This window comes from Chelatococcus asaccharovorans (genome assembly GCF_003201475.1).
In the GTDB taxonomy this organism is placed as follows: domain Bacteria; phylum Pseudomonadota; class Alphaproteobacteria; order Rhizobiales; family Beijerinckiaceae; genus Chelatococcus; species Chelatococcus asaccharovorans.
Map to the genome: position 1 here is coordinate 188,050 of NZ_QJJK01000009.1, position 12,507 is coordinate 200,556.

Sequence of the window (12,507 nt, forward strand, 5' to 3'; positions counted from 1 at the left end):
AGTGACGCACTCAAGGGCGTGACCTTGCGTGTTCGGGGCGAAGGGGCCCGGCCGGATTGAGCGCGGCGAGCGCGGGGAGCGCGGCCGGCGCGCTCCACGACCGTCGGATCCCGGTGAGGCGCTCGACGAGGCGGGCACCATCCGCCTGGCTCCACGCCGCCGGCTTGCCGGCAAAGAGCGCCGCGGAGAGCGGAGCCGCCGCTTGCGCGACCACCGCACGCCGTTCCGCCGTCAGGCAGCCGCACCAGATGGCGAAGGCGTCGTAGACAGTGCGGGCATCGCCGCCGCCGCAGGCTCGGCGCAAGGCCGCGAACGCCGCCGGTTCGCCGCCCGGAGCCTGCGCGCGCCGTCGACGCAGAACGAGCCAGGCGCCGACGAGGACAGCGGCAAGGCCGGCGGCCACCGCGAGCGCGAGGCCGGACCGCCACGCGTCGGCACGAGCCGGTGCGGCGATCGGCGCCGCGGCCACCGTGATGGTGGCGCCTGGCGCCTGTTCCGTCCTCAAGGCGCCAGCGGCAAGGTCCCACCAGGGCTGTGCCACGGCCGGCAGGACGACCGTGCCGCCACGGACGAAGACGTAGGTGACACGGTCCCTGCGCTGGCCCGTGACGACCCCGCGATTGCTGCGGTCCTCGATGTCAGGCGGATCCGCGTAGACCCGCACGCCCTCCGGGGCGGGAAAGGCAAGGTCGCGCATGGCCAGGCCCGACACGTCCTCGGCGGTGCGCGTGATGGTTCGGACGATGGCATCCCCGGCGTCGAAGCTTTCCCTCGGATCGGGCGCCCAGTCCTCGGCCAAGGTCAGCTTGCGCGTGGCGACCACAGGCTGCGAGGCATCGACGCCATCCGGCACGCTCACCTCCAGCGTCACCTCCCGCCCGTCAGCCTTGCCGGCGTCCCCGCCCTGCCGGTCGAGCAGCGTCACCACGGCCGGGGGAATATCAAAGCGGCCACCGCGACGGGGATAAAGAGCGAAGCCGAAACGCTGGCCGTTGTAGCGCGCGCCATCGATGGTTTCGCTGATCGTCGTCCCCTGCGACTCGAAGCGGAAGGTCTGCAGCCCCGGCACAGCCGGCAGGGAAACCCGCGGCGGCCTTGGCATGTCGCCGCGAAACAGCACGTCGACATTCAGGGTGATGTGCTGGCCGATGACGGCGCCAGCAGGCGGCTCGACGGTCTGCCGCACGACGACGGCTGCAGGGGCGGCCGGCTGCGCGATGGCAGGCGGCGTGGGCGGCTCAGCCGGGGCGTCCTGAGCAGCGAGCGGCGCAGGCGCGCCGAGCAGAAGCAGCGCGACGATGGCCCGCTTCATGGCTCGCCCTCCGCCTTGCCGCCCGGCTGCGTCCCGGCCGCGAGCTGGTAGGCGAAGCGGGCCCGCAGAAAATCGGCGGGCTTCGTCTGCACCCGCTTCAACCACAAGGCACGGACGGCCTCGTCGTCCATGGGGCCGCCGGCGACCTGCGTCTCCTGACCGCCCGGGCGCTTGGCGTCCTTGTCGTAGACGATCTGGTCGGCGCCTTCACGCTGGTCACCGGCGTCGGCGCCCGGCGCCTTCATCCGTTCGGCGCGCAGCTGGGCGATGCGCCTGTTGCCCCGCGCCTGCGGCCAATCCGGCCGCATGGCGAGCGCATGATCGTAGCGGGCCACCGCCTCGTCGTATTGGCCCAGCATCACCAGGGCGTTGGCCTGGTTGTAGGCGCCATCGGCCGTATCGATGGCCGCGAAGGTCGCCTCCGCTGCCTTGAAGTCCCCGGCGCGCATCGCGGCGACGCCACGCCACATAGGATCGGCGAAGGCATCAGCCGCGGCGACATAGCGGCCGTGTTCGAAAAGATAGCGCCCGCGTTGATCCGGGCTCGCCCAGAGGGCCGGCCAGCCGACCTGCCAGGTCGCGAGGCCGAGCGCGGCGACCAGGCCCGCGCCGAGAAGGGCAAAGGCGCGACGCGTCCTCATGCCAGCACCCATCCGCGCCGGAACCAGACCGCCACGAGGACCGCCAGCAGCGGCGTCAGCCACCACCCCGCCTCCTGCCAGCGCAGCTCTTCGCCCGGCGCCGGCGGCGGCGGTCCCGCCGTCGCGAGCAGCCGCGCCAGCCCCTCCACATCCGCATTGTCGATGGTCGGCGCGATGATCTCGGCGTCGAGCGCGGTCGCCGCGGCGCGCAGCGCCGGCGCGGCCGATGCGCGTGCCGGCGGCAGCATGGGAAACAGGAACACCGGCGCTCCCTGAAGATCGAGGGGCGTGACGGCCGGCGCGGTATCGGCGAAGACGACGATCGAGCCGCCCTGGCCGCCGTCGGCAATCAGTTTCGCGGCGAGCTTCACTGCATCCGCCAGCGCATCGCCCTGGCGCGGCATGACGTCCGGTGCGAGAGCGCCCGCCATGCCGGTCACAACCGCCGGATCCGGCGTCGGCGGTACGACGAGATGGGCTGAGCCGGCATAGGCCACGAGGCCGGTTGGCGCGCCCTCGCGCAGTTTCAGCAGATCCTCCATCTTCTCGCGGGCCCGATCGAGCCGCGTCGGGGCGAGATCCCGCTCGCCCATGGACGGTGTGACCTTGAGCACGAAGACCGCCGGACGCGCCACCTGCGCGAAGGGCTGCGGCATCCGCTGCCAGGTGGGACCCGCGACGGCGCATGCGCCGATCACCCAGGCCGCCAGCAGCAGATCGCCTGGGGTCAGCCGTCGCCGGCTGTCGCCGCCGACCGTGAGGCGGGCGAGCAGTTCCGCATCCATGACGGCGCGCCATCGCGCGGTTGTGTCCGCTTCCTGACGCTCCAGCCACCACAAGGCGACGGCGGGCGCGATGAGGATAAGCCACAGCGGCCGCAGAAAATGGAAATTGGCCAGCGCGTCCATCATGGCGCGACCTCCATCCCCCGGCGGCGCGGCCAGCGCACGAGCCTGAAGGCCTGCACCAGCAGCGAAAGGACTGTCAGGAGTGCAAGGGGCATCCAGTAGAGCTCGCGGCGCGGCTGGAAGGAGACGGTCTCGACCTTGCGTGCCTCCAGCTGATCGATCCGCGCATAGATGCCGTCGAGCTCTTCGCGATCGAGGGCGCGGTAGTAACCGCCACCCGTCACGGTCGCCACGTCCTGCAGTGCGGCTTCGTCGAGCTTCTCCTCGCCGGCCGCCGTGGGGTCGCCCACTGCGATGGTGTCGATGACGATGCCCCGATCCCTGGCGATACGGGCGGCATCGGCCGGCGTGACCTTGCTTGCGGTATCGTTGCCGTCGGTCAGGGCGATCATGGTCTTGGCCGGCGCGGTGGACGCGGCAAACAGGTTGATGCCGAGGCCAATGGCATCGCCGAAGGCGGTGCGGGGCCCGGCCATGCCGACCTGCATCTCCGCGAGCATCCGCCGGGCGAGATGAAGATCGGTCGTGAAGGGCACGAGCATGAACGGGGCATTGCCAAAGACGACGATCCCCACCCGGTCGCCATCGCGGCGCGCGAGGAAGGTGTCGAGCACCTGCTTCACCGCCGTCAGGCGATCGATCGTCTTGCCCGATGGATCGGTGAAATCCTGCGTGTCCATGGATCCGGAGAGATCGACGAGCATCAGGAGGTCACGCGCCGGCCGATCCTGGTGGATCGGCGGCAGCACCCATTGCGGCCGCATCAGGGCGGCCAGCGCCAGCAGCCAGCACAGCACCAGGACGAGCATGCGCAAAAGCCCGCGCCGCCCGACGCTCGCTCCCTGGCGCGGCGCGGCGCCCGTCAGCCGGACGAGCTCCGCGAAGAACGGCACCCGCACCGCGGGGCGGCGGATCTCATAGGCCGGCAGCAGCCAATAGGCCAGGGCAGGGAGGGGAAGCAGCAGGGCGAGCCAGGGATGGGCAAAGGACAGCATCGCTCAGGTCTCCCCGCGATGATGCGTCACCCACCGGCGGGCAACACCGAGCAGCGCCCCGCCGTCGCGCACCGGTGCGCCGAACGGCGCGCGCGCGAGATCGGCCGCCGCGCCTTGCGAGAATGCGTCGCTGGCCGAGGTGCGGTCGAGAAAGGCGAGCCACGCCTCCCCGGTGAGGCTCGCCACCTCGACACGGGGATAGGCGACGAGGGCGACCCGCTTGAGGATGGCGGAGACCGCCGCGGCGCTGGCGGGCGTGGAGACGGGACCGATGGCGGCGAGCTCGGCCAGCGCCGCGCGGCGATAGGCATTGCGCCGCCACCGGGCAAGGCCGGCGACGGCCGTGATCACCGCGGCGCCGAGCAGGGCGGCGGCAATGATCCACCAGCCCGGCGCCGGCGGCCACCAGGGCAGGGGAGGCGGCACCACGATATCGGCTAGCCGCGACAGGTCCGCTTCGTCGGCCATCACATCGCACTCGCCTGTCGATCCGCTGCCGGCGATCGCGCCATCCGCCGGCCCAGGAGCTCGCGGAACTGCTCCGTCGTGTCGCGTTCGGTCGTCAGCGGCAGGACGGGAATGGCGCGCCGGCGCGAGAAATTCTCGACCGCCTGCCGCCGCTCGCTGAAGCTTGAGGCAAATCCGGCGCGAAGACCGCTTGCCCCGCTGTCGAATTCGATCTGGTGGCTTCCCTCGGCAACGACGGTGCGGCCGATGTCCGGCAGCCGCGCCTCCAGCGGGTCGAACACGAAGATCGTGAGCACGTCGTTGTGTGCCATGACCTCGGTCACGAGCCGCACCGTCTCGGCATCGGCCCCCGCGGCATCGGTGATGAGCGTCAGCAGGCCGTCGTGCGGCAGCAGGCGCAGGGCCTTGGCGATGGCGGTGTTGAGAAGCGTCGGGTCGGAGGGGCGCGCGTCGTCGGCCCTGAGCGCCTGGTTGTGACGGACGACCGCCGCGAACAGGGGACCAATGGCGGCCTGGCGGGCGCGGGGGCGGATCTCGTCCACACCATGTTCGGAGAAGACGATGCCTCCGATCCGGTCGCCAAGAGACGTCACCCGCCACGCCGCCAAGGCCGAGGCCTCGGCAGCAACCACCGCCTTCATCGTCCGGCGGCTGCCGAAGAACATGCTGAGCCGTTGATCCACCAGAAGGATGACCTGCCGGTCCCGCTCCTCGGTGTAGACCCTGAGCTGGGGCTCGCCGAGCCGGGCCGTGGCGCGCCAGTCGATGGCGCGGACGTCATCGCCCTGATAGTACGGCCGCAACTCCTCGAACTCGAGGCCGCGCCCGCGCAACCGCGAGGCGTGGCGGCCGGCGAGCAGCGAATGCACGGGCTGGCGCGGCAGAAAGCTGAAGCCCTTGGCGCGATGGCGCAGGCGCAGCAGATCGTCGAGCAAGACATGCGCACGGGCTTCACCTGCCATGTCGGTCTCCTCTAGACGGCCACCGCCACCTGCCGAATGAGTTCGTCGATGACGTCGTCGGAGCTCTTTCCGTCGGCCGTCGCCTCGTAGGTGACCGCCACACGGTGGCGCAGGCAATCATGGGCAATCGCCTGAATATCCTCGGGTACGACGTAGTCGCGCCCGTGCAACCAGGCATAGGCGCGGCCGGCCCGATCGAGCGCCAGGGTGCCGCGCGGACTTGCACCGATGGCGATCCAGCCCTTCAGCTTGTCGCCGAAGTCGGCGGGGCGGCGCGTCGCGGCGACGAGCGCGACCATGTAGCGCTCCACCGCCTCGACCGTGCGGACGGCGTCGATCTCCCGGCGCGCCGCCAGAACGTCCGCCTGCGGAATCCGCGGCGCGGCGGTCTCGGCCGCGCCCGCCGCCTCGCCGCGGACCAGACGCATGACTGCAAGTTCGTCGTCGTCACTCGGGTAGGCGATCCTGACATGCATCAGGAACCGGTCCATCTGCGCTTCCGGCAGCGGATAGGTGCCCTCCTGCTCGATCGGGTTCTGGGTGGCGAGGACCATGAAGAGCTCCGGCAGCGCATAGCGCGTGCCGGACACGGTGACCTGGCGTTCCTCCATCGCCTCGAGCAACGCCGACTGAACCTTGGCGGGCGCGCGGTTGATCTCGTCGGCAAGCACTATATTGCCGAAGATCGGACCCTTGCGGAACTCGAACCTGCCGGCCCCGCTGGCTTCGGCGACGTAGATCTCCCCGCCGGTGACATCGGAGGGCAGAAGATCGGGCGTGAACTGGATGCGGCTGAACTCGCTTTCCACAGCCTGCGAGAGGCTCTTGATGGCGCGCGTCTTGGCGAGACCGGGCAGTCCCTCAAGCAGCACGTTGCCATTTGCCAGCAGCGCGATCATCAGGCGCTCGACGACGCGCTCCTGGCCGATGACCGAGGCGTTCACCCGTTGCTGAATTTCAACGATAGAGCCGCGGGCCGTCATGTCACTTCACCTCGAATGGATCGACAACCTTCCAGGCTGCCCTCATATCGACGACGGTCCAGCCGCGGTGGGGCGCCTCGTCGAGCGCGACGTCGAGCCGGCCGAAAGACGCGTGTCGATCATTGGCCCATTCCTGGTCGGCATCCGTATGGTGGAGGAGCATTCCGAAGCGCGGCCCCACGTTGAGCGTCGCCCATTGTAGCATCGCGAAGAATACCGACAAATGCTCGCGACGGCTCAGCGATCAGCGGTCGGTGGATCTGGCGTCAGTCAGATGTTGATCGCTATTGCCAACGCCGAACTCGGCAATCGCGAAGCGACGCAAGCAGCGCTCGCGGAGATGGGAAAGACGACGGTCCTTGCGCGCGAACCGGCGGCCTATCTGCGCCGTGCCGGCGCTACGGATCCAATCGTCGATGCCTCGCAAAGGGGTCTCGAGCGAGCCAAGAATGTCGCGGGGGTAAGATAGTTCGTACGGTTCTGATCCTGGTGACGTCGTCCTGGACGATGCTGTTGCGGGCCGCCTCCCTGTCCAGGCATGAGGCGCCGGCCATGGCGAAGCCGACCCGCCGGGTGCTCGAGGCGGAGGGGGAGCGACCGCCGATCTGGAATTGCCCCGTGGGATGGCCGGCCGCGGCGCGCATCGCCTTCAACGACACGCCCGCCGCAGCGGGATCTGCCGCGCAAGCACGCTTGCGGTGCGACGGCGAGCGCTCACGGCCTCGCCACCAGCTGTCCGGACGGACGATTTTCGCAGGTTTTTCCGAATATTAAACAATCGCCGGCTGCAAGCTGCGCCGTGACGGGACGTATACCAGTTCACGAACTGCCTCGACCAGATTTTCCCGCGCCGCCGCCGCAGGCGACGGCATGCGTTATTAACTTCAACTGTCGCTAAGCCGGATTGCGATCGGAATTATTGACCGATCGGATTCACAAACGCTAAATTGGAGATATCTTATAGCTGGGGAGGCCTCGGCGATGGCGACTGACACAGGCGTAGACTCAGCGCGAAATAATCTTTTCGCTGTCGAATCCTTTGAAAAGGGCCTTGGCGAGGTCGTTCTCAATCAGATTGCCAGGTCGTCACGTTCCGGCTTGTCGATGTCCCTGAATGACATCGAGGATTTGGCGACGGCACGCGAGCGCGGTGTCGAGCTGATAACGAAGAGCTTTGACAGATTGATCGATCTCGCGCACATGCGGCGGCGAAATTTGCTCAGATATAGCGACATAGCCTGGATCTCCCTCGGAACGAATTGCCTAAGCCGCACAGTGCCGACGCGGTGGGGCCTGAAGCCATCTGCGAAGCTCGGTGAGAAGAGCCACCCCTTTGATTTATCGGTTCATCCCCTTCTGGCGATCGAGAGCGCCCTGAAGACCAATTTCGAAAAGTACCTCGAGCCATCCCTGCTCGCATTTGATAAGCGGCGCAATTTCTGCGTCAACACTGAGCTGAGGGTGAGTTTCAATCACGAGACCGGAGAGGAGTATCCAAAGGACAATTTCTCGAAATTGATTGATATATATAGATCAAGAATTGACAATCTGTGGAACACGATTGATACGGCCGAGCGAGCTGTGTTCATTTCACATACGAAATCAGCCGACAAGCACGCGCTGCGCGTATTGAGGAGGATTTTTGAATTTCTGTCGGCACGCCGTGAGGGCAAGGAATCGTTGTTTATTGTCTGGAACAGCTATGTTGATGGTGTGGGAAGTCCTTACGAAGAGGACTTAGGCCCTCATGCTCGCGTTATTAATATCCCTTTTCCTTATCAGAGCTACGTTTGGCATATGCCTGAACATTATTTTTCCGAGAAGGGCTATGAATTCGAGCGTCAAGGCGTCTCCCAGATAAAATCCTTCGTAGACAGTCGCTTGGCGAAATCGCCAGAATGAGAGATCAGCCCTCCGGGCGTCTTCGTCAGCCTCTAACAAATTTAGAGCATAATCCGACCGGAGTGAAACGAGGATCGATAAGCTTATGCTTGAAATAAAAGAGGATAGAGCGCCGATCTGATGCAATCAGGTCGAAACGCGCTCTGGAGCCTCAGTGGGCCCGGCCTTCATTTGCCGGTGAAGGCCGGCGGTCTCAAGATCCTCCGATGACGAGCGACAGTGTTTCCACCAAGAAAAGGCGCGTTTCGCTCTTCTTTCCGTTGCCTGTCTCATAAATTCGGTGAATGATCGCAGTGCGTGGTACGCATGGATACGAGCTATGAGGAGGAACGGCCGATGAGTTCTGCAGCGGATACTGTTCCGGTCAAGGTTGATATCGATCGGCTGGCGGCTGAAGCCGTCAGCCGGTTGGGGCCGCCAACGAAAAAACTCGTATCGAGACTGACGCCCGTCGCGCCCATCCCCGGTGAGGGTGGACGGGAGGCGATGAAGCGCATTCCCGAGATGCACATCGACGACTTCTACGTGCACGAACAGCGGTTCACCAGTTTCAAGCTGATCTCGGCCTATGCCGCCATGCCTTTCGTGTCGCTGAAGGGGGACTTCGCGGAGTTCGGCGTGTTTAAGGGGCGTTGCGCTCGCTTCATCACCCAGTTCGTACCGAAGGGGCGGCGGTTCCATCTCTTCGACAGCTTCGAGGGGCTACCTGAAGCGTGGGCGGGCGCGTGGGCGAAAGGTCACTTCGACCTCAAGGGCAATGTCCCCAAGCTCGATCCGGAGGTCTGTCGCGTCTACAAGGGGTGGTTCAAGGATACGGTTCCGATCTTCGCGCAGGCGCATGAGAACCCGTTGAGCTTCATTCATATGGATGCCGATCTTTATAGCTCGACGATCGACGTTCTCTACCCGATCAACACGTTAATCGTGCCGGGCACGATCATCTTGTTCGACGAATATGTGATGAACAAGGAGGAGGACGAACACCGCGCCCTTATGGATTGGGCTAAGGAGTATGATCGTTCCTTCGAGTATCTGTTCAAAACGCGGTGGGTACAGGTCGCGATCCGGATCACAAAATAGGTCAGTCCATCCCGCTGGAGCGGTCTGGCGATCGCGCGGATCGCATAGTCCCACCAAGCGAAGGGTTCGGCGGGGCTTGTCCGCGCCGGCCGTCGCCATCGCTCCGCAGTCATCCGACCGGATCGTGCCGCCGCGCTGAGCGACGCATTGCGCGATCGGCGCGACCTCTCCGGCCTCCGGCGGGGTCGCACAGCCGGCGATCGGATACGCCCCCCGTTCAGGCCTGCAGGGCACGTCCCATCGCTGCACGCTTCGCGTTCCTTCGACAGCATCGATCCTTTATCCCCCTGAAGACCTGCAGCCGACCGTCGATGCGGGGCGCCCCGCTGGTTGCGCTCTGGCAATGGCCCGGATCCGGCGGCGGCACGCGTCTTGCTTCAGCTTGTCGCGGCCAATCCTGCGGCGTCCTGCCGCTGGAGCCGTGTCACGGGAATGTCAAAAAAACTTCATAAGCTTAATGAACCAGGCCTCTGGAGCGGAGCAGAACGTGAGCGTATGTTTAAGCGCGACTGGTGCGAGGGTCGAATTTCGGCATGACGATGGTCACTCAGTAATTGTGGACGTTCACAGTGAGCAAGCGGCACGTGAAATTGCGCGCGCCGACGAAATGCACAAGGTGCTTCAGGAGATCGTGAACTGGGCCGATATCATGGGTCTCGATCCGGCGGAAATCGCGCGCGGACGCGCGTTACTCGAAGAACTCGGAGGAGTGATCCCCGACACCGCGCGCTGACTCTGGCTGCCTGACGATCTAGTGGTTCGACTCTGACATTTGCATCCGTCCGATACCACCCTTGGAGCAAATGTCGGAGTCAAGAGAACCACTAGCAAGTTATTGGTTCTAGTGGAGCTTTTGAATTTGACATTTGATCTGGAGCTTGATGTCAGGTGGGACTCAAATGTCAAATTCGCTCCACTAGCGAGCAGGCGCAGCAGGCCGAAACGACCGTAAATTTGACATTCTGCTGCTCTTCTTTGATCAGCCACGCTGACTCAGAGGGGAATGGTTCGTGCTGAGATCTGCCAAGCTCTGTGCCGTGCTGCTGGGCGTGTTGCTGGGTTCAAGCCTCTTGGCGGAGGGCTGGGCAGGTGAGGCGCCGCTGTTCGTGGCGCATCGCGGGCAATCCGGAACAGCGCCGGAGAATACGATCCAAGCCTTCGAAGAAGCGGTCGCAGGCGGCGCTCGCGCGATTGAAACGGATGTGCGGATCACGGCCGACGGCGTCCCAATCCTTCTCCACGACAAGGATGTATCTCGTGTCACGACCGGGCAGGGGAACGTCGACAACCTGACGTTGAAGCAGATAGCGGAGCTTCAACTCAGGAGGGGAGCCCTCCAGATCCCAGATGCTCGGATACCGTCCTTTGCCGATTTCATACAATTCCTGTCAAAACACCCATCAGTCCAGGCCTATGTCGAAATCAAGGGATATCGCAATCAACGGGATATCGACCTGATTTTAAGCGATATCGGACAATGTTCCTCCTGCAATCTTCGTCTTTCGAGCTTCAGGCTTGGCGATCTTGCCTATGTTCGAAAGAGAAACAAAACGATTCCGCTTGATTATATCGTAAGTAAAATCAACGATAGCGAAGCTATGGTGGAACAGATGGCGTCGTTGGGCGGCGATACGTCCATTCTGGCTTACTATAAAGAGCTTCTGGCCAATGGCGATACTGTCGCACGCCTGCGGAGAGCCGGCATCAAGGTGGGAGCCTGGACTGTTCCCGACCGTTCCATTGCTGACGAACTGGTGGCGATGGGCGTTTCGCCGATCATTGCGGATAAGCCGCTTGCGCCGTAAGTGAATTTGCTTGTCTATAGTGGCATGGAGCTAATCCCCAATAGACGGCGTGGCGCGCGGGGTTTGATTGTCGCCTTTGCCTGTTTGTTCCCGACCTGTTTTCTATTGCAGCCGGCGTTGCGCGCGGATCCCCTGCCATCACGGCTGGCGCTCGTGCTGCGCGGAGAAGCGACAACCGTCTTTCACCGCCGCAGCCAGGCCTGTGACAAGACTGACATCCCCGATGCGCCTCTGCGTGCTTTCAGACGTCAGGACGGAATGGTGGTCGCGCTGGGCATGCACTATGTGAACAGGGCGCTGATCGGGCCATCTTTGCAGTCTCTCACACTGGATTGCTCCGTAGTCATGCCGAGCGCGCTTAATCCGGACCCCGCGGCCTACAACGACAAGCGTTGGTTGACCGCCACCTGGACCGACGATGGACAGCATATCGCGGCATTGGTGCATGATGAATTTCAAGCCAACACGCACGCCGGCCGATGTGCCTACCGCGAGTATCGGAAATGCTGGTTTAATACGATCTTAGCCGCCCGATCCTCCGACGGCGGCCTTTCGTTTGAAAGCGGGGATCCACCTGTCGTGGTTGCCGCCTTCCCCTTTGCCCAGGATGTGGGGCAAGGACGGCATCGCGGCTTTTTCAATCCCTCCAATATCGTCCGGGACGGGTCCTCTTATTACTTTTTCGCTGCGACGACCGGATGGGAGGGGATGGGATACGGGGCTTGCCTGTTTCGGACAGACAATCCGTTTGACGAAACCTCATGGCGCGCGTGGAATGGCCGGGCGTTTGCAGCCCGCTTTGGCGACCCGTACCGCGGTCTTGGTTCCGCTGCGCCCTGCAAGGTCATACAGCCATTCTCCGACCCGGTCGGGGCCGTCGTTCGGCATAGGCCCAGCGGGCGGTGGATCGCGGTCTTCCAAAGCCCTGGAGGACGACCTTCCAGCCCTGCACCCGGAATTTATTACAGCACCTCGACCAATCTTCTGGAGTGGACGGATCTGAAGCTGCTCTTGCCCGGCCCCACGCTCTACAACGGCCCCTGCGCCGGCTCAAAGCTTTTGGCCTATCCCTCGGCAGTCGATCCCGACGCCGAGGGACGCAACTTCGACAATGTTGGAAACAGGTTCTTCTTATTCTTCACGGAGATCGGCGCAGCGGATTGCGCGATAGGCTTTGATCGGGATCTGAAGCGCATCGCGGTCGAGATCCACAACTAGGACCAATCGACATTCAAGAATTGCCCAAGAGATACCACTGTCATCACCGGGCTTGTCCCGGTGATCCCGACCAGAAAGGCGCCTCAATTCATCGGGATGGCCGGGACGAGCCCGGCCATGACGGCCGAGAGCGCTGAATGTCGAATGAACCTAGAGCGCGTTTCGATCTGATTGCATCAGATCGGCGCTCTAACCTCGTTTATTTCAAGCATAATCTTATCGATCCTCGTTTC

The 12,507-nt window shown here is 64.2% G+C and carries 15 protein-coding genes; 7 read left to right on the forward strand and 8 right to left on the reverse strand.

From position 1 onward, the window contains the following. Positions 1 to 10 precede the first annotated feature (10 nt). The 8 genes from C7450_RS21665 to C7450_RS21700 are packed head-to-tail and all read right to left on the reverse strand — an operon-like array spanning position 11 to position 6,450. A complete protein-coding gene (locus C7450_RS21665) occupies positions 11 to 1,312 on the reverse strand; it encodes a BatD family protein (RefSeq protein WP_110376534.1) in 1,302 nt (433 codons plus the stop codon). Continuing rightward, complete coding sequence (locus tag C7450_RS21670; protein ID WP_110376535.1) at positions 1,309 to 1,953, reverse strand: tetratricopeptide repeat protein; 645 nt, start codon at positions 1,951 to 1,953, stop codon at positions 1,309 to 1,311. The genes C7450_RS21665 and C7450_RS21670 overlap by 4 nt, the downstream gene beginning before the upstream one ends. Next, entirely contained in the window at positions 1,950 to 2,864 is a 915-nt protein-coding gene (locus tag C7450_RS21675) for a VWA domain-containing protein (protein ID WP_245450036.1), read from the reverse strand. Before C7450_RS21675 ends, C7450_RS21670 begins: the two co-directional genes overlap by 4 nt. Then, positions 2,861 to 3,856: a VWA domain-containing protein gene (locus C7450_RS21680; protein WP_110376536.1), complete on the reverse strand. Its 996-nt coding sequence runs from the start codon at positions 3,854 to 3,856 to the stop codon at positions 2,861 to 2,863. The genes C7450_RS21675 and C7450_RS21680 overlap by 4 nt, the downstream gene beginning before the upstream one ends. A gap of 3 nt (positions 3,857 to 3,859) precedes the next feature. Further along, positions 3,860 to 4,324, reverse strand: a complete 465-nt coding sequence (locus C7450_RS21685) for a DUF4381 domain-containing protein (RefSeq protein WP_110376537.1) — start codon at positions 4,322 to 4,324, stop codon at positions 3,860 to 3,862. Next, complete coding sequence (locus tag C7450_RS21690; protein ID WP_110376538.1) at positions 4,324 to 5,286, reverse strand: DUF58 domain-containing protein; 963 nt, start codon at positions 5,284 to 5,286, stop codon at positions 4,324 to 4,326. The genes C7450_RS21685 and C7450_RS21690 overlap by 1 nt, the downstream gene beginning before the upstream one ends. A gap of 11 nt (positions 5,287 to 5,297) precedes the next feature. Beyond that, the gene (locus C7450_RS21695; RefSeq protein ID WP_110376539.1) at positions 5,298 to 6,269 is read right to left on the reverse strand and encodes an AAA family ATPase; all 972 of its coding nucleotides are present in this window, start codon (positions 6,267 to 6,269) and stop codon (positions 5,298 to 5,300) included. A gap of 1 nt (position 6,270) precedes the next feature. After that, positions 6,271 to 6,450, reverse strand: a complete 180-nt coding sequence (locus tag C7450_RS21700) for a hypothetical protein (RefSeq protein WP_210206497.1) — start codon at positions 6,448 to 6,450, stop codon at positions 6,271 to 6,273. Positions 6,451 to 6,543: 93 nt separating this feature from the next. Between C7450_RS21700 and C7450_RS21705 the strand changes: the two genes are divergently transcribed. From C7450_RS21705 to C7450_RS21730, 7 genes are all read left to right on the forward strand, one after another. Beyond that, positions 6,544 to 6,738: a hypothetical protein gene (locus C7450_RS21705; protein ID WP_110376540.1), complete on the forward strand. Its 195-nt coding sequence runs from the start codon at positions 6,544 to 6,546 to the stop codon at positions 6,736 to 6,738. A gap of 83 nt (positions 6,739 to 6,821) precedes the next feature. Then, entirely contained in the window at positions 6,822 to 7,043 is a 222-nt protein-coding gene (locus tag C7450_RS21710) for a hypothetical protein (protein ID WP_146227438.1), read from the forward strand. Positions 7,044 to 7,250: 207 nt separating this feature from the next. Beyond that, positions 7,251 to 8,171, forward strand: coding sequence for a DUF1796 family putative cysteine peptidase (locus C7450_RS21715; RefSeq protein WP_110376542.1), 921 nt, complete (start codon positions 7,251 to 7,253; stop codon positions 8,169 to 8,171). A 306-nt stretch (positions 8,172 to 8,477) separates the two neighbouring features. Continuing rightward, positions 8,478 to 9,251, forward strand: coding sequence for a TylF/MycF/NovP-related O-methyltransferase (locus C7450_RS21720; protein ID WP_110376543.1), 774 nt, complete (start codon positions 8,478 to 8,480; stop codon positions 9,249 to 9,251). A 487-nt stretch (positions 9,252 to 9,738) separates the two neighbouring features. Further along, the gene (locus tag C7450_RS33645; protein ID WP_146227440.1) at positions 9,739 to 9,984 is read left to right on the forward strand and encodes a hypothetical protein; all 246 of its coding nucleotides are present in this window, start codon (positions 9,739 to 9,741) and stop codon (positions 9,982 to 9,984) included. 277 nt (positions 9,985 to 10,261) lie between these two features. Continuing rightward, the gene (locus tag C7450_RS21725) at positions 10,262 to 11,056 is read left to right on the forward strand and encodes a glycerophosphodiester phosphodiesterase (RefSeq protein WP_110376544.1); all 795 of its coding nucleotides are present in this window, start codon (positions 10,262 to 10,264) and stop codon (positions 11,054 to 11,056) included. A gap of 63 nt (positions 11,057 to 11,119) precedes the next feature. Continuing rightward, positions 11,120 to 12,274, forward strand: coding sequence for a hypothetical protein (locus C7450_RS21730; protein ID WP_110376545.1), 1,155 nt, complete (start codon positions 11,120 to 11,122; stop codon positions 12,272 to 12,274). Positions 12,275 to 12,507: the final 233 nt, after the last annotated feature.

Excerpts from the sequence above, each read along its gene's own strand:
- C7450_RS21665 (WP_110376534.1), bottom strand. The coding sequence starts at position 1,312 with ATGAAGCGGGCCATCGTCGCGCTGCTTCTGCTCGGCGCGCCTGCGCCG.
- C7450_RS21670 (WP_110376535.1), bottom strand. The coding sequence starts at position 1,953 with ATGAGGACGCGTCGCGCCTTTGCCCTTCTCGGCGCGGGCCTGGTCGCC.
- C7450_RS21675 (WP_245450036.1), bottom strand. The coding sequence starts at position 2,864 with ATGATGGACGCGCTGGCCAATTTCCATTTTCTGCGGCCGCTGTGGCTT.
- C7450_RS21680 (WP_110376536.1), bottom strand. The coding sequence starts at position 3,856 with ATGCTGTCCTTTGCCCATCCCTGGCTCGCCCTGCTGCTTCCCCTCCCT.
- C7450_RS21685 (WP_110376537.1), bottom strand. The coding sequence starts at position 4,324 with ATGGCCGACGAAGCGGACCTGTCGCGGCTAGCCGATATCGTGGTGCCG.
- C7450_RS21690 (WP_110376538.1), bottom strand. The coding sequence starts at position 5,286 with ATGGCAGGTGAAGCCCGTGCGCATGTCTTGCTCGACGATCTGCTGCGC.
- C7450_RS21695 (WP_110376539.1), bottom strand. The coding sequence starts at position 6,269 with ATGACGGCCCGCGGCTCTATCGTTGAAATTCAGCAACGGGTGAACGCC.
- C7450_RS21705 (WP_110376540.1), top strand. The coding sequence starts at position 6,544 with ATGTTGATCGCTATTGCCAACGCCGAACTCGGCAATCGCGAAGCGACG.
- C7450_RS21710 (WP_146227438.1), top strand. The coding sequence starts at position 6,822 with ATGGCGAAGCCGACCCGCCGGGTGCTCGAGGCGGAGGGGGAGCGACCG.
- C7450_RS21715 (WP_110376542.1), top strand. The coding sequence starts at position 7,251 with ATGGCGACTGACACAGGCGTAGACTCAGCGCGAAATAATCTTTTCGCT.
- C7450_RS21720 (WP_110376543.1), top strand. The coding sequence starts at position 8,478 with ATGGATACGAGCTATGAGGAGGAACGGCCGATGAGTTCTGCAGCGGAT.